Genomic DNA, 20916 nt, shown 5'->3' with positions numbered 1-20916 from the left:
GTAGATGTATTGACTTCGGTCGATGCAATAGAAGAATATTAATTTGTTCTTCAAAAATATCTATTGTAATTAATCGTACCTAGTTCTCTGTTTAATTTTGAGAGACTAATTTTATCTAACTCTTAGGAGTTAGATAATGAATAGTTTTTCTTAAAATGTTCTTTGAAAATTGCACAGTGAAAAAAGTTGTTTTAAAAAAATTAAAACTACGCAAGTAGTTTATAAATTAATTTAATACAATTTCGCAAAATTAATATAACCGTCTATGTAAATAGACAGAATCAAGGTCAAGCTACAAAGGGCGCATGGCGAATGCCTTGGCACTAGGAGCCGAAGAAGGACGCGTTAAGCTGCGATAAGCTTTGGGTAGGCGCAAATAGCCTGTGATCCAAAGATTTCCGAATGGGGGAACCCACATAGTAACAACTATGTACTGCATACTGAATAAATAGGTATGCAGAGGTAGACCCGGGGAACTGAAACATCTAAGTACCCGGAGGAAGAGAAAGAAACATCGATTTCCTAAGTAGCGGCGAGCGAAAGGGAAAGAGCCCAAACCCAGGTCTTTGATCTGGGGGTTGAGGATAGATCATAAATACTGCAATTCCTTAATTGAAGATAGCTGGAAAGCTGCTCCGCAGAAGGTAATAGGCCTGTAAATGAAAAGGAAAAACAGTCAGATCTAATCCAGAGTACCACGAGACACGTGAAACCTTGTGGGAAGCTGGGAGGACCACCTCCCAAGGCTAAATACTACCTAGTGACCGATAGTGAAGAAGTACCGTGAGGGAAAGGTGAAAAGAACCCCGGAAGGGGAGTGAAATAGAACCTGAAACCGTGTGCCTACAACCGGTCGAAGCACTTTATATGTGTGACGGCGTGCTTTTTGTAGAACGAGCCAACGAGTTACGATATGTAGCAAGGTTAAGTACTTAAGGTACGGAGCCGAAGGGAAACCAAGTCTGAATAGGGCGCATAGTTGCATGTCGTAGACCCGAAACCGGGTGACCTATCCATGGCCAGGATGAAGCGGAAGTAAAATTCCGTGGAGGTCCGAACCACGTTGGTGTTGAAAAACCATGGGATGAGCTGTGGATAGCGGAGAAATTCCAATCGAACTCGGAGATAGCTGGTTCTCCTCGAAATAGCTTTAGGGCTAGCGTCGATTAATTGAGTAATGGAGGTAGAGCACTGAATGGGCTAGGGGCTGACAACAGTTACTGAACCCTATCAAACTCCGAATGCCATATACTTTTATTTCGGCAGTCAGACTGCGAATGATAAGATCCGTAGTCAAAAGGGAAACAGCCCAGACCATCAGCTAAGGTCCCAAAGTGTAAGTTAAGTGGAAAAGGATGTGGGATTTCTAAGACAACTAGGATGTTGGCTCAGAAGCAGCCACTCATTTAAAGAGTGCGTAATAGCTCACTAGTCAAGAGATCCTGCGCCGAAGATGTCCGGGGCTAAAACTTACCACCGAAGCTATGGGTGTACACAATTGTGTACGCGGTAGAGGAGCTTTCTGTACTGGCTGAAGTCATACCGTAAGGAGTGGTGGACGGTACAGAAGTGAGAATGTTGGCATGAGTAGCGAGAGTTAAGTGAGAATCTTAACGGTCGAAAACCTAAGGTTTCCTGAGGAAGGCTCGTCCTCTCAGGGTTAGTCGGGACCTAAGCCGAGGCCGAAAGGCGTAGGTGATGGACAATCGGTTGATATTCCGATACCACCAATGGACGTTATTAGAAATGGGATGACGCAGGAGGATAAGATGTGCACACTATTGGATGTGTGTCTAAGCATTTAGGCGGAGCAAGCAGGCAAATCCGTTTGCTCTTAACGCTGAGATGTGATGGGGAAGGGAATTTATTCCTGAAGTATCTGATTCCACGCTGCCAAGAAAAGTCTCTATCGAGGATATTGGTGCCCGTACCGCAAACCGACACAGGTAGGTGAGGAGAGAATCCTAAGACCATCGGAAGAATTGTTGTTAAGGAACTCGGCAAATTGACCCCGTAACTTCGGGAGAAGGGGTGCCTACGTAAGTAGGTCGCAGAGAATAGGCCCAAGCAACTGTTTAGCAAAAACACAGGTCTCTGCTAAAGCGAAAGCTGATGTATAGGGGCTGACGCCTGCCCGGTGCTGGAAGGTTAAGGGGATTACTTAGCGCAAGCGAAGGTATGAACTTAAGCCCCAGTAAACGGCGGCCGTAACTATAACGGTCCTAAGGTAGCGAAATTCCTTGTCGGGTAAGTTCCGACCCGCACGAATGGCGTAATGATTTGGGCACTGTCTCAACAACACATCCGGCGAAATTGTAGTGCAAGTGAAGATGCTTGCTACCCGCGATTGGACGGAAAGACCCCGTAGAGCTTTACTGTAGCTTAGCATTGAATTTCGGTATTGTCTGTACAGGATAGGTGGGAGACTGAGAAACATGGGCGTCAGCCTGTGTGGAGTCATCCTTGGGATACCACCCTGACAGTACTGAGGTTCTAACTGGAGGCCATGAATCTGGTCACAGGACATTGTTAGGTGGGCAGTTTGACTGGGGCGGTCGCCTCCAAAAAAGTAACGGAGGCGCCCAAAGGTTCCCTCAGCGCGGTTGGAAATCGCGCGAAGAGTGCAAAGGCAGAAGGGAGCCTGACTGCGACACTTACAAGTGGAGCAGGGACGAAAGTCGGGCTTAGTGATCCGGTGGTACCTCGTGGGAGGGCCATCGCTCAACGGATAAAAGCTACCTCGGGGATAACAGGCTGATCTCCCCCAAGAGTCCACATCGACGGGGAGGTTTGGCACCTCGATGTCGGCTCGTCGCATCCTGGGGCTGAAGTAGGTCCCAAGGGTTGGGCTGTTCGCCCATTAAAGCGGCACGCGAGCTGGGTTCAGAACGTCGTGAGACAGTTCGGTCCCTATCCGTCGCGGGCGTAGGAAATTTGAAGGGAGCTGTCCTTAGTACGAGAGGACCGGGATGGACAAACCTCTGGTGCACCAGTTGTCACGCCAGTGGCATCGCTGGGTAGCTATGTTTGGAAGGGATAAACGCTGAAAGCATCTAAGCGTGAAGCCCACCCTGAGATGAGATTTCCCATAACTCGCACGTAAGTGCGGTGTTAGTAAGACTCCTGGAAGACCACCAGGTTGATAGGTTAGAGGTGTAAGCATGGTAACATGTTCAGCTGACTAATACTAATAAGTCGAGGGCTTGACCTAAATAATTAGAAATAACGCGAAGCTTCGGACGTAAGGAAGAAGACTAATTCACTGTGCAATTTTCAGAGAATATTTATATTCTCAATCTGGTGATTATGGCATGAAGGTAACACCCGTTCCCATACCGAACACGAAGGTTAAGCTTCAATGCGCCGATGGTACTGCAGGGGTGACCTTGTGGAAGAGTAGGTTGTCGCCAGGTAATGTGGCTGGATAGCTCAGTCGGTAGAGCAGAGGACTGAAAATCCTCGTGTCCCTGGTTCGATTCCTGGTCTAGCCACCAAAAACGTCTTAGATAATTCTAAGACGTTTTTTTTAATTGGAGTGATATATTTATAAATTTTCAATTTGCCAATCGATGTTTTTTTCGCCTACCGAAGTTAAAAAATTATTAGCATCAGAAAAAGGTTTACTATTAAAAAAACCTCTATATGCGGATAATGGGCTTGGGTGAACAGACTTTATTATATAGTGTATTGGATTTGTTACAAGAGATTGTTTTGTCTGAGCATTGTTCCCCCATAAAATAAAAACTATAGGCTCTGTTTTCTCGTTTAATAAAGCAATGATTTTGTCCGTAAAATGCTCCCAACCTTTATTTTTATGTGAATTAGCCTCTCCGGATCTAACAGTAAGAACGGTATTTAAGAGCAGAACACCCTGATCAGCCCATTTCTTTAAATAACCGTGATTAGGAATATAACAGCCTACATCATTAGTTAATTCCTTATATATATTTAATAAAGAAGGGGGAATGGGTACATTTGTTTTTACAGAAAAACTTAAACCGTGAGCTTGGCTAGGTCCATGGTAAGGATCTTGACCAAGTATAACAATTTTTACATCATTATATGCTGTATATTTAAGTGAATTAAATATATCCTGCACTTCAGGATATATTTGCGCCTTTTCATATTCTTCTTTTAAAAAATATCTTAATTTTAAATAATAGTCTTTATTAGATTCTTCAAATAAGAGCTCGTTCCAATCATTTACTAAATTATTCATAAAATCACCTCAATTAAGTGTAACATAAATGCATTTATTTTCATAAAATAAGTTGTTATTTTCATTGTATAAATTATAAAAATATAGGATGGTACTTCTGCTTGTTTTAAGTGTTAAATGGTATATAATAATAGAAGAAGATACAAAAATATATGGTACAAACCAATTAATAGCTGTTTTGTATTTCAGAGAAAGACAAGGAGATAGTTTATGAAAAAGGTATCTAGCACTGATTTTAAAGATTTATTTAAGAAAATAGTTCTTATTATTTTAGGCACTTTTATTTTAGCGGTTGCAATAAATTTATTTATAATTCCAAATAAGCTTCTTAGTGGAGGGCTTTCAGGAATAGGGCTAATGTTACAGTATATTTTCAATCTTCCAATGGGTATTACATTATTGATATTTAATATTCCACTTCTTATATTAAGTATATTAAAAATAAATAAGAAATTCACTGCATTTACGATATTGGGGACCATTTCGCTATCGGTTTGTTTAATGCTTACCTCATCTTTAAATAATGTTCTTGCTCCTGTTGAAGAGTCTTATAGGCTTCTTTACTGTATATATGGCGGGATACTTTCAGGTATAGGGACTGGAATTGTTTTTTCTAATGAAGGATCTACAGGTGGTATGGATATTTTAGCTATATATGCTAAAAAGAAATATGATATAGAAATAGGTATAATGAGCTTTACAATAAATTTCTTAATTGTAGCTGTTGGATCTGTATTATTTAATTTTAAAGTTGGATTATATACTCTGATTTCTATGTATATTACGGTGGCTGTTATGGAAAAAGTTATGAATGGATTAAACCGACGAAAAATGCTTTTAATAGTATCAGAAAAAGAAAAAGAAGTAAGTGATGCGATAATGAGTAATTTTAATAGAGGAGTAACTATTTTATATGGAGAAGGCGCATATACTAAACATAGAAAAAATATAGTGTATTGTGTTGTTTCATTGGGTCAACTACCACAAATTAAGAGAGTAATAAAAGTTATAGACCAAGAAGCTTTTATTTCTATAATTGATATAGCTGAGGTTGAAGGTAATGGATTTAAAAGCCCTATAGGTTAATATTGCAGCTCCGTAGGAGATGATTTAATATAATGAAAGCATGTAATTAGTTACATGCTTTTATTATATTAAAAGGATAGTTAGTAAATATTAATTTATATGATTTGTAATAGTTTAGTAATAAAACAATGGTAAAAAGGGAAATACTAAATATGTGATGTAAAAGCTAACATAAAAAACAATATAGTATTAAAAAAATTTAGATGTTGAATTCTACTTATATTAATTAACGAGGAGATGTATTTTTATGAAGATAGTTAAGGTAAGAAAAAATGCAGACGGAGATATCACAAATGTATTAACTAGTACAGGTGAAGAATTGGATGTGAGTAAGGTCGTAGCGTTAGCAAAGAGGGGAACAGTAGAATCGGTGATTGTTGGTAAAAATAGAAATGGGAATGATGTTATAAGGTCATCACCCAATAGTATCACAGAAGACAACTTAGATAATCTTCCGAATTTTTAATGACATTTTAGAAGGAACGTCACCCTCTTGTATAAGAGGGGGTTACGGATTATAATAAAGAAAAAACTTCGGTGGTAGTATAAATCTTCTTCTGAAGTCGTCGATGCATCTTCTGCGAAGCTGTTGCTGCACCGCAGGTGATTATTTAATATAATAGTTGCAAGTCCTCTTTATTGAGTTTTTTCTTAATGTAGAGGGCTTACACTTTATTTATAACTAAGTATAATGTGATGAAGCTGGTATATTATTTGGTGTATAAAGGTATACTATTCCTAGTGTGTCAGTACAAAAGAAACTTAACATATAATAGCATTATAAAGAATACTGTATATAATTGTCGTATTAAAGAAAAAAATGAAATATTATGTTTTTGAAAGATGATATTATATTAATTGTCGCTGCGGTTCAATAGTGATGAAGCAAGAAAGATTAAGAAGAATAACAGTTAAAAGAATTAAAAAAACTGTTGACAACTTAAGACATAACAGATATAATAGTAGAAGTCATCACATGATGACAAAGCAAATTGGTCTTTGAAAATTAAACAGAGAAATAGGTAAAGATAGCGAAATAATATTTCGTTAAACCAGTTAATTACTTTAGTATAAAGTAAAATTTAGTCGTAAGACTAAAAAGTATGTAATGAGCTTGCGTAACAACTTAACAGTTGTCGCAGATTAATCATTTCAACTAAAAAAGTGTAAACTTTTAAATTGAGAGTTTGATCCTGGCTCAGGACGAACGCTGGCGGCGTGCCTAACACATGCAAGTCGAGCGATGAAACCTTTCGGGGTGGATTAGCGGCGGACGGGTGAGTAACACGTGGGTAACCTGCCTCAAAGAGGGGAATAGCCTCCCGAAAGGGAGATTAATACCGCATAATATGTTTTGGTCGCATGATCGAAACATCAAAGGATTTTTCTTCGGAAAATTCCACTTTGAGATGGACCCGCGGCGCATTAGCTAGTTGGTGAGGTAACGGCTCACCAAGGCGACGATGCGTAGCCGACCTGAGAGGGTGATCGGCCACATTGGAACTGAGACACGGTCCAGACTCCTACGGGAGGCAGCAGTGGGGAATATTGCGCAATGGGGGAAACCCTGACGCAGCAACGCCGCGTGAATGATGAAGGCCTTCGGGTTGTAAAGTTCTGTCTTCTGGGACGATAATGACGGTACCAGAGGAGGAAGCCACGGCTAACTACGTGCCAGCAGCCGCGGTAATACGTAGGTGGCAAGCGTTGTCCGGATTTACTGGGCGTAAAGGATGCGTAGGCGGACATTTAAGTCAGATGTGAAATACCCGAGCTTAACTTGGGTGCTGCATTTGAAACTGGGTGTCTAGAGTGCAGGAGAGGTAAGTGGAATTCCTAGTGTAGCGGTGAAATGCGTAGAGATTAGGAAGAACACCAGTGGCGAAGGCGACTTACTGGACTGTAACTGACGCTGAGGCATGAAAGCGTGGGGAGCAAACAGGATTAGATACCCTGGTAGTCCACGCCGTAAACGATGAATACTAGGTGTCGGGGGTCGAACCTCGGTGCCGCCGTTAACACATTAAGTATTCCGCCTGGGGAGTACGATCGCAAGATTAAAACTCAAAGGAATTGACGGGGGCCCGCACAAGCAGCGGAGCATGTGGTTTAATTCGAAGCAACGCGAAGAACCTTACCTAGACTTGACATCCCCTGCATAACCCAGAGATGGGCGAAGTCCTTCGGGACAGGGTGACAGGTGGTGCATGGTTGTCGTCAGCTCGTGTCGTGAGATGTTGGGTTAAGTCCCGCAACGAGCGCAACCCTTATCATTAGTTGCTACCATTAAGTTGAGCACTCTAGTGAGACTGCCCGGGTTAACCGGGAGGAAGGTGGGGATGACGTCAAATCATCATGCCCCTTATGTCTAGGGCTACACACGTGCTACAATGGTGAGTACAAAGAGATGCAAGACCGCAAGGTGGAGCCAAACTCAAAAACTCATCCCAGTTCGGATTGTAGGCTGCAACTCGCCTACATGAAGCCGGAGTTGCTAGTAATCGCGAATCAGCATGTCGCGGTGAATACGTTCCCGGGCCTTGTACACACCGCCCGTCACACCATGAGAGTTGGTAACACCCGAAGTCCGTGAGGTAACCGTAAGGAGCCAGCGGCCGAAGGTGGGATTGATGATTGGGGTGAAGTCGTAACAAGGTAGCCGTAGGAGAACCTGCGGCTGGATCACCTCCTTTCTAGGGAGTAGATGTATTGACTTCGGTCGATGCAATAGAAGAATATTAATTTGTTCTTCAAAAATATCTATTGTAATTAATCGTACCTAGTTCTCTGTTTAATTTTGAGAGACTAATTTTATCTAACTCTTAGGAGTTAGATAATGAATAGTTTTTCTTAAAATGTTCTTTGAAAATTGCACAGTGAAAAAAGTTGTTTTAAAAAAATTAAAACTACGCAAGTAGTTTATAAATTAATTTAATACAATTTCGCAAAATTAATATAACCGTCTATGTAAATAGACAGAATCAAGGTCAAGCTACAAAGGGCGCATGGCGAATGCCTTGGCACTAGGAGCCGAAGAAGGACGCGTTAAGCTGCGATAAGCTTTGGGTAGGCGCAAATAGCCTGTGATCCAAAGATTTCCGAATGGGGGAACCCACATAGTAACAACTATGTACTGCATACTGAATAAATAGGTATGCAGAGGTAGACCCGGGGAACTGAAACATCTAAGTACCCGGAGGAAGAGAAAGAAACATCGATTTCCTAAGTAGCGGCGAGCGAAAGGGAAAGAGCCCAAACCCAGGTCTTTGATCTGGGGGTTGAGGATAGATCATAAATACTGCAATTCCTTAATTGAAGATAGCTGGAAAGCTGCTCCGCAGAAGGTAATAGGCCTGTAAATGAAAAGGAAAAACAGTCAGATCTAATCCAGAGTACCACGAGACACGTGAAACCTTGTGGGAAGCTGGGAGGACCACCTCCCAAGGCTAAATACTACCTAGTGACCGATAGTGAAGAAGTACCGTGAGGGAAAGGTGAAAAGAACCCCGGAAGGGGAGTGAAATAGAACCTGAAACCGTGTGCCTACAACCGGTCGAAGCACTTTATATGTGTGACGGCGTGCTTTTTGTAGAACGAGCCAACGAGTTACGATATGTAGCAAGGTTAAGTACTTAAGGTACGGAGCCGAAGGGAAACCAAGTCTGAATAGGGCGCATAGTTGCATGTCGTAGACCCGAAACCGGGTGACCTATCCATGGCCAGGATGAAGCGGAAGTAAAATTCCGTGGAGGTCCGAACCACGTTGGTGTTGAAAAACCATGGGATGAGCTGTGGATAGCGGAGAAATTCCAATCGAACTCGGAGATAGCTGGTTCTCCTCGAAATAGCTTTAGGGCTAGCGTCGATTAATTGAGTAATGGAGGTAGAGCACTGAATGGGCTAGGGGCTGACAACAGTTACTGAACCCTATCAAACTCCGAATGCCATATACTTTTATTTCGGCAGTCAGACTGCGAATGATAAGATCCGTAGTCAAAAGGGAAACAGCCCAGACCATCAGCTAAGGTCCCAAAGTGTAAGTTAAGTGGAAAAGGATGTGGGATTTCTAAGACAACTAGGATGTTGGCTCAGAAGCAGCCACTCATTTAAAGAGTGCGTAATAGCTCACTAGTCAAGAGATCCTGCGCCGAAGATGTCCGGGGCTAAAACTTACCACCGAAGCTATGGGTGTACACAATTGTGTACGCGGTAGAGGAGCTTTCTGTACTGGCTGAAGTCATACCGTAAGGAGTGGTGGACGGTACAGAAGTGAGAATGTTGGCATGAGTAGCGAGAGTTAAGTGAGAATCTTAACGGTCGAAAACCTAAGGTTTCCTGAGGAAGGCTCGTCCTCTCAGGGTTAGTCGGGACCTAAGCCGAGGCCGAAAGGCGTAGGTGATGGACAATCGGTTGATATTCCGATACCACCAATGGACGTTATTAGAAATGGGATGACGCAGGAGGATAAGATGTGCACACTATTGGATGTGTGTCTAAGCATTTAGGCGGAGCAGACAGGCAAATCCGTTTGCTCTTAACGCTGAGATGTGATGGGGAAGGGAATTTATTCCCGAAGTATCTGATTCCACGCTGCCAAGAAAAGTCTCTATCGAGGATATTGGTGCCCGTACCGCAAACCGACACAGGTAGGTGAGGAGAGAATCCTAAGACCATCGGAAGAATTGTTGTTAAGGAACTCGGCAAATTGACCCCGTAACTTCGGGAGAAGGGGTGCCTACGTAAGTAGGTCGCAGAGAATAGGCCCAAGCAACTGTTTAGCAAAAACACAGGTCTCTGCTAAAGCGAAAGCTGATGTATAGGGGCTGACGCCTGCCCGGTGCTGGAAGGTTAAGGGGATTACTTAGCGCAAGCGAAGGTATGAACTTAAGCCCCAGTAAACGGCGGCCGTAACTATAACGGTCCTAAGGTAGCGAAATTCCTTGTCGGGTAAGTTCCGACCCGCACGAATGGCGTAATGATTTGGGCACTGTCTCAACAACACATCCGGCGAAATTGTAGTGCAAGTGAAGATGCTTGCTACCCGCGATTGGACGGAAAGACCCCGTAGAGCTTTACTGTAGCTTAGCATTGAATTTCGGTATTGTCTGTACAGGATAGGTGGGAGACTGAGAAACATGGGCGTCAGCCTGTGTGGAGTCATCCTTGGGATACCACCCTGACAGTACTGAGGTTCTAACTGGAGGCCATGAATCTGGTCACAGGACATTGTTAGGTGGGCAGTTTGACTGGGGCGGTCGCCTCCAAAAAAGTAACGGAGGCGCCCAAAGGTTCCCTCAGCGCGGTTGGAAATCGCGCGAAGAGTGCAAAGGCAGAAGGGAGCCTGACTGCGACACTTACAAGTGGAGCAGGGACGAAAGTCGGGCTTAGTGATCCGGTGGTACCTCGTGGGAGGGCCATCGCTCAACGGATAAAAGCTACCTCGGGGATAACAGGCTGATCTCCCCCAAGAGTCCACATCGACGGGGAGGTTTGGCACCTCGATGTCGGCTCGTCGCATCCTGGGGCTGAAGTAGGTCCCAAGGGTTGGGCTGTTCGCCCATTAAAGCGGCACGCGAGCTGGGTTCAGAACGTCGTGAGACAGTTCGGTCCCTATCCGTCGCGGGCGTAGGAAATTTGAAGGGAGCTGTCCTTAGTACGAGAGGACCGGGATGGACAAACCTCTGGTGCACCAGTTGTCACGCCAGTGGCATCGCTGGGTAGCTATGTTTGGAAGGGATAAACGCTGAAAGCATCTAAGCGTGAAGCCCACCCTGAGATGAGATTTCCCATAACTCGCACGTAAGTGCGGTGTTAGTAAGACTCCTGGAAGACCACCAGGTTGATAGGTTAGAGGTGTAAGCATGGTAACATGTTCAGCTGACTAATACTAATAAGTCGAGGGCTTGACCTAAATAATTAGAAATAACGCGAAGCTTCGGACGTAAGGAAGAAGACTAATTCACTGTGCAATTTTCAGAGAATATTTATATTCTCAATCTGGTGATTATGGCATGAAGGTAACACCCGTTCCCATACCGAACACGAAGGTTAAGCTTCAATGCGCCGATGGTACTGCAGGGGTGACCTTGTGGAAGAGTAGGTTGTCGCCAGGTAAACATGGTTTACTAGCTCAGTTGGTAGAGCACATGACTTTTAATCATGGTGTCCGGGGTTCGATTCCCCGGTAAGCCACCAGAAAGCACTTCTTTATGAAGTGCTTTTTTTTTATTTCCATTGTTCCGACATATTATGAAATATTTTTGATTTTTTTAATTCTCCTTGCCTACTATATACTATAGATATTAATTCATAAATCTCAGGTATACTTGGATCGATGGATAAAACCGCTTTTAAAGTATCTAATGCTTTTTCTAAGTTATTTTCATTTATTAAATATTTTATAGTAATTATTTGGTGTTCAATATTTTTATCATAGGTATCATATTTTGTAGTCAATTCAGCAAGAATAGTTTTAATCTTATCTGTAGTAAAAGGCTTCTGTAAATAAGTAATTGCCCCAAGTTTAGTACAATCCACTGCATTTTTAACTGTGGCAAAAGCTGTCATAATTACTACTGGAGCGGTTATTCCTTTACTTCTAATTCTTTTTAGAACTTCTGTGCCACTTATTTCGGGCATTTTAATATCTAAAAATATTAAATCTACGGGCTCAGTATCAATTAATGATAAAGCTTCATGACCATTAGTAGCCATCAAAACTTCAAAATTGTTTAGTTTAAGGTAAATGCCTAGCAACGTACGAATATTTTTTGTATCATCTACAACTAAAGCTCTTTTCATAGTAGTCCTTCTTTCCCAAGTGAAAAATTGTATTATTAAACATATAGAGCTATAATTTTAACACTTAATGGTGTAGAATTATAGCTTAATTTTAGTTGAGTAAGGATTTTAAATAAAATAATAACCTGATAATATTCTCATCTGTATTTTTAAGTTTATATATTACTTTTATTAATTATAATCAACTGCAAGTGAATACTTTAACATGTAAAATATGTGTTATGTGCAAATTATAGATAAAAACACACTGTACTTCTTTTAAGTAAGTTATATACTCAATTATGGAGTTAGTACTATGAGGAAAATGAACAAAAACGAATGTAAACAAAGAATAGAATTGCTAGATTTCTTAAACCACATATAACAGGTAGGAGAATGATTTTAAGGACAGTTATGCAAAGTTGCATTATCTCCTATAATTGCTTAAAATATGCATATGGTATTTAAATTTAATAGTAAATTCATATTAACTTACTAAAAGTAGTTTTAAATTCAGCTATGGTTTTTTTAAAAGAAATTTAAGTAAGGAGAACATACTATGTATATTGTAATAATAGGTTGTGGTAGATTAGGTAGCGGACTTGCTATGGAATTGTCTAATGACGGTCATGATGTGGTAATAGTGGATAAACATGCGGAAAATCTAGAGAGACTTAGAAGTGGATTTAATGGAATTAGAATTAAAGGAGTGGAGATAGATAATGATATATTAATAGACGCGGGAATAGATAAAGCAGATATATTTTTAGCTATGACTCCAGCAGATAATATAAATATTATGGCTAGTCAAATTGCAAAGGATATATTTAAGGTGCCTAAAGTAATAGCTAGAATTTTTGATCCATCAAGGGAATTTATTTATAGAAAACTAGGACTACAAACTATAAGTCCAACTGAAGTAAGTATAAATATAATTAAAAACAAAATAATAGATAAAAAATCAGATGCATTATTGATATTAAATAATGATATATCAATAGAGGAGATGACAATAAACAGACTTAGAATTAATAACATTTTAGAAATAGAAGATAAGTTTAATTGTAGGATATGTGCAGTTTCCAAAAAGGGGGAACTTATTATACCAAATGAAAATGAACTATTGGAAAAGGGTGACAAAATAATTTGTAGCATAAATAAGGAGAATAAAGAAAAGTTAGTAAAGGCAATAATGAAGGAGAAACTTAGATGAGAGCAATAGTAGTTGGCGGTGGGAAGGTAGGATACTATCTTGTTAAAGCATTAAAAGAAAAAAAACATCAGGTAGTGTTAATAGAAAAAAACACAAAAATTTGTGAAAAGGTTGCCGAAGAACTTGAAGTAGATGTAATATGTGGGGATGGCTCAGATGTTGAAGTATTAGAAGATGCGGATATAGAGCAAGCTGAAGTTGTAGCTGCAGTAACGGGAAAAGATGAGGAAAACCTGGTAATATGTCAGATGGCTAAAGTAAACTTTAATATTAATGAAACAATAGCTAGAATCAACAATCCTAAAAATACAGCAATTTTCGAAGCGTTAGGAGTGGATAAGACTGTATGTAGCACACAAGTAATTTGCAATTTGATAGAGGGTGAATTTAATAGCGAACCACTGAAAATTATAGAAAGCATTAATAAAGGAGAAATGACATTAGTAGAAGCAAAAATAGATAAAAGAAGCGCATGGAAAGATAAATCAGTAGAGCAGTTAAATATACCTAAGGAATGTGTAATACTATCAATAATAAGAAGTGGGGAAGTAATTTTTCCAAGAGGCTGCGTAGATATAAAAGAAGGTGATAAAGTACTTATTATCACAAATACAGATAAAAAAAATGATGTAGAAAAATCTATAATTGGAGGGTAAATATATTATGACTAATAAAAAAATTGTATGCGGAGTAATTACAGAGATAGGATATACATTAACATTTTTATTTATTTTATATGGCATTAATATGATTTTAGCAAGGTGATTATATGAAAAAAATAACAAAAAACTTTGATGATTTTAAAATAATAAATTTTTATGTAGGCTATGTAATAATGGGAACTGCAAGTTTAATGTTGATACCCATATTGATCTCATTGATATTTAAGGAATGGAGCGCGCTTTTAGATTTTATTATTAGTATAAATATAGCGATTAGTTTAGGTATAGTTCTTATGTTTACAGGTAAAGACAAGGTTGATAAAGTAAGGTTGCAATGGAAGCATGGGTTAATTATTGCATCTAGTTCATGGATTATATTAACTTTGTTATGTGCGGTGCCTTATGAGCTCAGTGGAAATACAACATCTTTCTTAGATGCATGTTTTGATGTTATGAGTGGATTTACAACCACAGGAGTACTACTTATTCAAAATCTTGACCATCTTTCTCTAGGATTAAATATGTGGAGACACATTCTTACCTTTGTTGGAGGCCAAGGCATGGTGGTACTAGCTTTAAGTTTTATGGTAAACCATACTTTAGGTGCTTACAAAATGTATGTTGGTGAAGGTAAGGATGCTGAACTCGTACCTAATGTAAAAAACACAGCAAGAATTATATGGAAAATAAGTATTGTGTATTTAATTGTAGGGACTACTATGCTTTGGATTAATGGAATGTTTATAGGTATGCAGCCTGTAAGTGCTTTTTTTCATGGATTGTTTATTTTTATGTCTGCATGGAGTACTGGTGGATTTGCACCAATGTCTCAAAATATTCTGTATTATCATAGTATTTCTTATGAGTTATTAACAATGATTTTCTTTGTCATTGGTTCTTTAAATTTTGCATTACATTATGCAGTATGGCAAGGTAATAAAAAAGAAATATTCAGGAATATTGAAACACAGAGTTTTTTTATTACAGCTTTAATTATTTCTTTTTTTACAGCGTTAAAACTAACAAATTCAGGTGTATATAGTAATGGTATATCGGTTTTCAGAAAAGGTATTTATAATGTATTATCAGCGCATACAACTACAGGGTTTGGTAATCTTTATGCCAGACAGTTTGCAACTGAATGGGGCGATTTTCCTGTGGTTATGCTTATAATAGCCATGCTTATAGGTGGATCAGCATGTTCTACGGCAGGTGGGTTTAAAGGATTAAGGGTAGGATTGGTTTTTAAAAGTATAATTGCAGAGGTAAACAAATTATTAAATTCTGATAGAAAAATAAAGGTGTTTAAATTTCATCATATAAAGGAAATTATCTTAGAGGATGCAATGGTGAAATCTGCTTACCTAATAATAATATTATATATAATATTATTTTTTATAGGTACTGCGTTGGGAACCTATTATGGATACCCAGTGCTCAGTTCAGCTTTTGAAGCTGCTTCAGTTACAGGAAATGTAGGATTATCCATTGGGATTACGGCGCCTACAATGCCTACTGCAATGAAGGTATATTATATAATTGCAATGTATTTAGGAAGATTAGAATTCATATCTGTGTTTGCGCTAATAGGAGTCACATTTGGAGGCATTAAGAAGTTATGGTTAAGACTTTTAAAACAATAATAGTAGTGTGTATTTTGGCTTTTTGTTTTTCAATAACATGTATGGCAAAGGAATATAGTAATTTTAATGAATTAATCGAAAATAGCAAAAATATTGATAATAGTAAAATTACATTAAAGGGTGAAGCTATTGGTGAATGTATGAATAGAGGTAAATATTCATGGGTAAATATCAATGATGGAAGCACAGCTATGGGAATATGGATTAAATCTGATGAAGTTCAAAGTATAAAAAAATTTGGTAAGTATGGTTATAAGGGAGATATAGTTAAGATAAATGGAACTTTTAATAGGGCTTGTAAGGACCATGGGGGGGATATGGATATACATGCAAGCTCGGTTAAAATTATAGAGCCTGGGCACAAAGTAGCAATCCCTATAAGTAACAATAAAAAAGGTATAGCAATAATATTAACAGTCATCACACTTGCTTTAATTTTTTCATATATAAAATTTACTAAAAGCACTTCAAAATGAAATGCTTTTTTTAGAACTTTAAAACTAAGACTATTTTGTCCATACTAAACATAGTACTAGATATCATTTTTAAGTAATGGATTATTCAAGATTAGCATTGCTAATTAAGAGGCATTTAGGATAGTCATAGTTCAAATAAACGATAATTAGATATATTAGGAAGGTGATGTGGAGTTTGAAAAAAGGTAAATTTGATGAGAAGTTTTTCAAAATTTCTAGTGAATATGAATATAGTGATTATGAAGAAATCAAACCTAAAACAATAATGATTACCAATGTGGTTAAAACTATAGTAATTATGAGTTTAGCCACTGTAATATCTCTGATATTTAGAAAAATTGGGTTACATGAATCAAATGTAATAATAGTATTTATTTTAGGTGTATTATTCGTATCAAGAAGTACTGATGGATATGGTTATGGTATACTGGCCGCGATAATTGGAGTGCTATCATTTAACTTTTTATTTACGGTGCCATATTATACCTTTCTAGCTTATAGAGCTGATTATCCAGTAACTTTTATTATAATGCTTATAGCAGCAATTATTACAAGCACTTTAACTTCAAGAGTTAAGTCGCAAGCTAAGATATCATATATACGTGAAAATAGAATGAAAATTTTATATAAAATTAATAAGTCATTGCTTACGGCAAGAAATAAAAAACAAGTAGTTGAGTTTTGTGGAGATAATTTAGTTGACATGTTTAACAGAAATATTATGATAGCTATAGTAGATAATAAAAATAATTTGCAACAGCCAAGTGAATATATGCTTAATGGAGAATATAGTAGGGGGATTTTTAAGTCAGATATAGAGGTTGGAGCAATTGAAAAATGCTTTGAAATAGGCAAATCAGTTGGCATTGAAGCTGAAATTTCCTTAAATAGTATTGGATATTACCATCCCATTAAAGGACAAAATAGGATTCTTGGAATTATTGGCATCGCATGTTTAGAAGAAAATATGTTATCAAAAAATGAAAAGATCCTTCTAGAGTCCGTTTCTACACAAATCGCTTTAGCTATTGAAAGAGAAGAGTTATACGAAAAGAAAAGACAGATAAATTTAGAGACTGAGACGGAAAGACTTAGGGGCAATATTTTAAGGTCAATTTCGCATGATTTAAGAACTCCGCTAACAGGGATATTAGGGTCAGTTTCTACTATTAGTGATAATTATGATGTACTTGATAATGATACAAAGAAAGAACTTCTTGAAATAATTTATGAAGATACAAGCTGGCTTATACATTCAGTTGAAAATATATTAAGCATGACACGGATAGATGAAGGTAAGCTTGAAATTAAGAAAGATGTAGAGATTGTTGAAGAACTTGTTGCTGAATCTATATCGAGAGTTACAAGGTTTTCGGGAAGTCATAATATTAAGATTGAACTACCGGAAAAAATGGTTATATTATTTGTAGATGGATTATTAATAGAACAAGTGTTTATTAATTTGATTGATAATGCCATCAAGTATTCACGGAGTGATTCTATTATAGAAGTTAAAGTTACAGAAAAGGAAGATAGTGTGGTTTTTGAGGTATCAGATAATGGAAAAGGCATACCGGAAGAAGATATACCAACTATATTTGATAGGTTTTATACCAGGGCGAAGAGTAATTCCCTAGAAAAGCGAGGGATAGGATTGGGACTTGCTATTTGTAAGTCTATAATAGAAGCACATGGTGGATATATAGAAGCTTTAAATAACTCTTCTGGTGGGGCGACTTTTAGATTTGGTTTACCTGTAATAAGGGGTGATGGCAGTGGATATGAAGCCTTTGATTTTAATAGTTGAAGATGATAAGCCTATTAAAAAATTTATGAAAATTTCGCTTGAAGCACAGGGATATAAGTGCATTGGAACTGAATTTGGCAATGCGGCTATAACACTTATTTTTTCACATAATCCAGATATAATAATTTTGGACTTAGGGTTACCGGATATTGATGGACTTAATGTTATTGAGAAAGTAAGGGAGTCTACAAAAGCTAGGATTATAGTTGTTTCAGCTCGTGGGCTTGAAAGGGAAAAAGTTGAAGCATTAGATAAAGGTGCAGATGATTATTTGACCAAGCCTTTTAGTGTAGCAGAGCCTTTAGCTAGAACTAGAGTGGCACTTAGACATTTTAATGGAGAGAATAAGTCACAAAACGATGTGCAGTCAGTATTTAAGGTTAAGGATTTAAAGATAGATTTTGAAAAACGTAAAGTTATAATTTTAGATAAAGAGATACATTTAACGCCAATGGAATACAAACTAATTGAGCTAATGTCAAGATATTCAGGACGTGTGTTAACTCATAAATATATAGTTGATGAGATTTGGGGAAGTTATTTTGAGAATGATACACAGTCTCTTAGGGTATTTATGGCTAATATAAGAAGAAAAATAGAGAAGGATCCTGCTAGGCCGCAGTATATCATAACGGAGGTTGGAGTAGGTTATCGTTTAGTAGATGAATAATGTTTCAAAAATGAAGCTTTTAGCTTCATCTTTTTTTGCAAAACAATAAGACGTAACTTAAAATATTAACATAATCTTTATACATCAGGATTTATCTTTATACTTTCTTAATATCAAGTTCATGGTGATTTTGATAAGATATAATTATAAATATAAAGTGAAAGGATAACCTGGGGTGATTATATGTTAACAAATAGTAATGAAGAAAGTTCTTTTCAAAATAATATAAAAGAAGCTATTAATGAAATAAAGTCAAATAAATATGATCTAGCACATATGTATCTATATGCAGCTATGATTGAAAATGATCATTCGGCAGAAGTGTACAATTTACTAGGAGTTATTTCAGAATATAAAGGCGATGCAGCTATGGCGTGTAAATACTATAGAGCATCATATGTGTTTGACCCAACTTATAAACCAGCAGATAGAAATTTAGAGAAATTAACTTCATTTTTTTATATATTTAATGAAAAAAATATAGATTACGGAGATAATATGGAGAAAGAAAATCAAACATCATATTTTAATAGTTATAAGGGGGTACGTGTGGACATTTTAAAAATAATGAGACCGGTATAAAGTCAAGGTGCTAAATAGTGTTTACAATTCAAGGAGTATCTAAGGTGATCGATTAACCACTTCAGAGGGAGAATTTAAATCCCCTGAAGTTTTTTTATGTCTTATAAAAATATAAATAGATATTGAATAAGGGTGTTTAATTAATAATACCTTACAGGAAAATTAACTAGACTCATCTAGAGTATAATTTTAAAGAGTTGTATATTAATAAAAAGTTGTTTCTTCCTATATAATCCATTGAGAAAATAACATTATTAGCTTAAAATGATTATATATATTAACATAAGAAAAAAAGGAGTGTGTTGTTTTGTTCCAATCCATAGTTGACTTTTTTGCTAAAGACAAAATACAAGAGGTTTTTAATGATTTAACATCCTATAAATTAAAATATGTAGGAATAGCTATCGCAGTTTTCGCATTATTTGTATTGTTAAAAAAGATATTCGCAAAATATGTATTCAAAATAATATTAAAACTTGTTAATAAAACGAAATTTGAAACAGATACAAAAATAGTAGCTGCTTTCCAAAAACCTGTAACTAACTTTTTTGAGGTATTAGGATTTTATTTTGCTTTTAAAATTTTAATTATCGCAGGAGTTCCAATTGATAGTTCATTTATAGAAAAGATTTTCAGTTCTGCTGTAATAATTTTAATTTGTTGGGGACTATATGATCTTACTGGAGAATCTTCTCTGCTGTTTGAGAGAATGCATAAAGCATATGATGTAAAAGTGGATAAAATATTATTCCCATTTATATCAAAAACATTAAGAATGATGCTAGTAGCGTTAGTTATTACCATAATTGCTGAGAAGTGGGGATATAACATTCAAGGTTTTGTTACTGGGCTTGGGTTAGGAGGATTGGCTTTTGCATTAGCAGCTAAAGATGCGGCATCCAATGTTATTGCAGGTATGTTTATAATATTAGATAAGCCTTTTACTATTGGAGATTGGATTAATAGTGACACATTAGAAGGTAGCATAGAGGATATTTCGTTTAGGACTACTAAAATAAGAACTGTTGATCAAGCATTAATAATAGTGCCTAATTCAAAATTAACTAATGAGGCTGTAACCAATTTTAGTAGAAGGGGTAAACGAAGGGTTAATTTGAATTTAGAATTAACTTATAGCTCTAGGGAGAAATTAGAGATTTGTGTGGATAAGATTAGAAATATGTTAGAGAATTATTCACAGGTTAGTAAGGAAGGCATCCTTGTTACATTTGATAAATTTAATGCAACTAGTTTAGATATTTTAATATGTTTCTTTACTGATACACCAGATTTTGATGAATATTTTAAAATAAAAGAAAATGTTAATTTTAATATACTGGACATTTTACAGCAAGAGGGAATTTCAATGGCTTTCCCAAGCACAAGCGTTTACGTTGAAAAATTACCTAGTATAGATAAAGAAAAAAAAATTGAATTAGTTAATAAACTTCAAAAAAAACTTTAGGACTTTACCCTAGAGCTTTTGCAGATAATGCTATTTTAAACAATTACTTCTATAACATAACCATCAGCTATTATCGAATTTTTTACCTTGCTTTTATCAGAATAGCTATTTGTTCACCAAAAATATACAAAACAGTAAGTGATATTTAACTGGTAATCTAGTATTTAGTGGGGAATAATGTTATAATAGTAATGATGATAGTTGCTTTATTTTAGTTTAATTATATTATATAATTTAGACTAAAATAAAGTTTTTTTTATAAATGAACAGATAAGATGTTTATTGTCTGAATTTTTGGAAATGATTAATAATA

The 20916-nt window shown here is 37.0% G+C and carries 13 protein-coding genes, 2 tRNA genes and 5 rRNA genes; 18 read left to right on the top strand and 2 right to left on the bottom strand.

Going from position 1 to position 20916, the window contains the following annotated elements:
• Nucleotides 1–285 precede the first annotated feature (285 nt).
• The 3 genes from ACWJKP_RS00195 to ACWJKP_RS00185 all read left to right on the top strand — a co-directional run bounded on the left by ACWJKP_RS00195 (nt 286) and on the right by ACWJKP_RS00185 (nt 3494).
• Nucleotides 286–3211 (top strand): 23S ribosomal RNA (locus tag ACWJKP_RS00195).
• An 85-nt stretch (nt 3212–3296) separates the two neighbouring features.
• A 5S ribosomal RNA gene (gene rrf, locus ACWJKP_RS00190) occupies nt 3297–3413 on the top strand.
• A 5-nt stretch (nt 3414–3418) separates the two neighbouring features.
• Nucleotides 3419–3494 (top strand) — tRNA-Phe (locus ACWJKP_RS00185).
• Nucleotides 3495–3544: 50 nt separating this feature from the next.
• Here ACWJKP_RS00185 and ACWJKP_RS00180 read toward each other — a convergent pair.
• Nucleotides 3545–4219, bottom strand: coding sequence for a uracil-DNA glycosylase (locus ACWJKP_RS00180; protein ID WP_165415009.1), 675 nt, complete (start codon nt 4217–4219; stop codon nt 3545–3547).
• Nucleotides 4220–4429: 210 nt separating this feature from the next.
• Between ACWJKP_RS00180 and ACWJKP_RS00175 the strand changes: the two genes are divergently transcribed.
• The 7 genes from ACWJKP_RS00175 (at nt 4430) to ACWJKP_RS00145 (ending at nt 11500) form a co-directional block, all read left to right on the top strand.
• Entirely contained in the window at nt 4430–5305 is an 876-nt protein-coding gene (locus tag ACWJKP_RS00175; RefSeq protein WP_165415008.1) for a YitT family protein, read from the top strand.
• Between the two features lie 247 nt (nt 5306–5552).
• Nucleotides 5553–5771 carry a DUF3892 domain-containing protein gene (locus tag ACWJKP_RS00170; protein ID WP_165415007.1) on the top strand — a complete coding sequence of 73 codons (219 nt, stop codon included), beginning with the start codon at nt 5553–5555 and terminating at the stop codon, nt 5769–5771.
• A 414-nt stretch (nt 5772–6185) separates the two neighbouring features.
• Nucleotides 6186–6308, top strand: coding sequence for a hypothetical protein (locus tag ACWJKP_RS00165; protein WP_263492430.1), 123 nt, complete (start codon nt 6186–6188; stop codon nt 6306–6308).
• Between the two features lie 172 nt (nt 6309–6480).
• Nucleotides 6481–7998, top strand: a 16S ribosomal RNA gene (locus ACWJKP_RS00160).
• 292 nt (nt 7999–8290) lie between these two features.
• Nucleotides 8291–11216, top strand: a 23S ribosomal RNA gene (locus tag ACWJKP_RS00155).
• An 85-nt stretch (nt 11217–11301) separates the two neighbouring features.
• Nucleotides 11302–11418 (top strand): 5S ribosomal RNA (gene rrf, locus ACWJKP_RS00150).
• The 16S, 23S and 5S rRNA genes sit together here with 1 tRNA gene alongside, the layout of an rRNA operon.
• A gap of 6 nt (nt 11419–11424) precedes the next feature.
• A tRNA-Lys gene (locus ACWJKP_RS00145) sits at nt 11425–11500 on the top strand.
• 30 nt (nt 11501–11530) lie between these two features.
• Here ACWJKP_RS00145 and ACWJKP_RS00140 read toward each other — a convergent pair.
• Nucleotides 11531–12106 carry a response regulator gene (locus tag ACWJKP_RS00140; protein ID WP_165413762.1) on the bottom strand — a complete coding sequence of 192 codons (576 nt, stop codon included), beginning with the start codon at nt 12104–12106 and terminating at the stop codon, nt 11531–11533.
• A 538-nt stretch (nt 12107–12644) separates the two neighbouring features.
• Between ACWJKP_RS00140 and ACWJKP_RS00135 the strand changes: the two genes are divergently transcribed.
• The 8 genes from ACWJKP_RS00135 to ACWJKP_RS00100 all read left to right on the top strand — a co-directional run bounded on the left by ACWJKP_RS00135 (nt 12645) and on the right by ACWJKP_RS00100 (nt 20603).
• Complete coding sequence (locus ACWJKP_RS00135; protein WP_165413761.1) at nt 12645–13298, top strand: potassium channel family protein; 654 nt, start codon at nt 12645–12647, stop codon at nt 13296–13298.
• Nucleotides 13295–13954 carry a potassium channel family protein gene (locus ACWJKP_RS00130; protein ID WP_165413760.1) on the top strand — a complete coding sequence of 220 codons (660 nt, stop codon included), beginning with the start codon at nt 13295–13297 and terminating at the stop codon, nt 13952–13954. The genes ACWJKP_RS00135 and ACWJKP_RS00130 overlap by 4 nt, the downstream gene beginning before the upstream one ends.
• A 113-nt stretch (nt 13955–14067) precedes the next feature.
• Nucleotides 14068–15603, top strand: coding sequence for a TrkH family potassium uptake protein (locus tag ACWJKP_RS00125; RefSeq protein ID WP_462961369.1), 1536 nt, complete (start codon nt 14068–14070; stop codon nt 15601–15603).
• A complete protein-coding gene (locus ACWJKP_RS00120; RefSeq protein ID WP_165413758.1) occupies nt 15579–16079 on the top strand; it encodes a DNA-binding protein in 501 nt (166 codons plus the stop codon). Before ACWJKP_RS00125 ends, ACWJKP_RS00120 begins: the two co-directional genes overlap by 25 nt.
• A 175-nt stretch (nt 16080–16254) precedes the next feature.
• Nucleotides 16255–17886 carry a DUF4118 domain-containing protein gene (locus ACWJKP_RS00115; protein ID WP_224579115.1) on the top strand — a complete coding sequence of 544 codons (1632 nt, stop codon included), beginning with the start codon at nt 16255–16257 and terminating at the stop codon, nt 17884–17886.
• A complete protein-coding gene (locus ACWJKP_RS00110; protein ID WP_165413756.1) occupies nt 17855–18556 on the top strand; it encodes a response regulator in 702 nt (233 codons plus the stop codon). The genes ACWJKP_RS00115 and ACWJKP_RS00110 overlap by 32 nt, the downstream gene beginning before the upstream one ends.
• Before the next feature lie 183 nt (nt 18557–18739).
• Nucleotides 18740–19138, top strand: coding sequence for a tetratricopeptide repeat protein (locus ACWJKP_RS00105; RefSeq protein WP_165413755.1), 399 nt, complete (start codon nt 18740–18742; stop codon nt 19136–19138).
• Between the two features lie 307 nt (nt 19139–19445).
• Nucleotides 19446–20603, top strand: a complete 1158-nt coding sequence (locus ACWJKP_RS00100) for a mechanosensitive ion channel family protein (protein ID WP_224579117.1) — start codon at nt 19446–19448, stop codon at nt 20601–20603.
• The last annotated feature ends 313 nt before the right edge of the window (nt 20604–20916 follow it).

Source organism: Clostridium sp. CM037 (genome assembly GCF_055081095.1).
This window is presented reverse-complemented; position numbering and strand designations above follow the sequence as displayed.

What these genes read in the sequence shown, in the direction of transcription:
- ACWJKP_RS00120 (WP_165413758.1), top strand. Translation starts at nt 15,579, where the DNA reads ATGGTTAAGACTTTTAAAACAATAATAGTAGTGTGTATTTTGGCTTTT.
- ACWJKP_RS00165 (WP_263492430.1), top strand. Translation starts at nt 6,186, where the DNA reads ATGAAGCAAGAAAGATTAAGAAGAATAACAGTTAAAAGAATTAAAAAA.
- ACWJKP_RS00180 (WP_165415009.1), bottom strand. Translation starts at nt 4,219, where the DNA reads ATGAATAATTTAGTAAATGATTGGAACGAGCTCTTATTTGAAGAATCT.
- ACWJKP_RS00125 (WP_462961369.1), top strand. Translation starts at nt 14,068, where the DNA reads ATGAAAAAAATAACAAAAAACTTTGATGATTTTAAAATAATAAATTTT.
- ACWJKP_RS00130 (WP_165413760.1), top strand. Translation starts at nt 13,295, where the DNA reads ATGAGAGCAATAGTAGTTGGCGGTGGGAAGGTAGGATACTATCTTGTT.
- ACWJKP_RS00135 (WP_165413761.1), top strand. Translation starts at nt 12,645, where the DNA reads ATGTATATTGTAATAATAGGTTGTGGTAGATTAGGTAGCGGACTTGCT.
- ACWJKP_RS00170 (WP_165415007.1), top strand. Translation starts at nt 5,553, where the DNA reads ATGAAGATAGTTAAGGTAAGAAAAAATGCAGACGGAGATATCACAAAT.
- ACWJKP_RS00140 (WP_165413762.1), bottom strand. Translation starts at nt 12,106, where the DNA reads ATGAAAAGAGCTTTAGTTGTAGATGATACAAAAAATATTCGTACGTTG.
- ACWJKP_RS00175 (WP_165415008.1), top strand. Translation starts at nt 4,430, where the DNA reads ATGAAAAAGGTATCTAGCACTGATTTTAAAGATTTATTTAAGAAAATA.
- ACWJKP_RS00105 (WP_165413755.1), top strand. Translation starts at nt 18,740, where the DNA reads ATGTTAACAAATAGTAATGAAGAAAGTTCTTTTCAAAATAATATAAAA.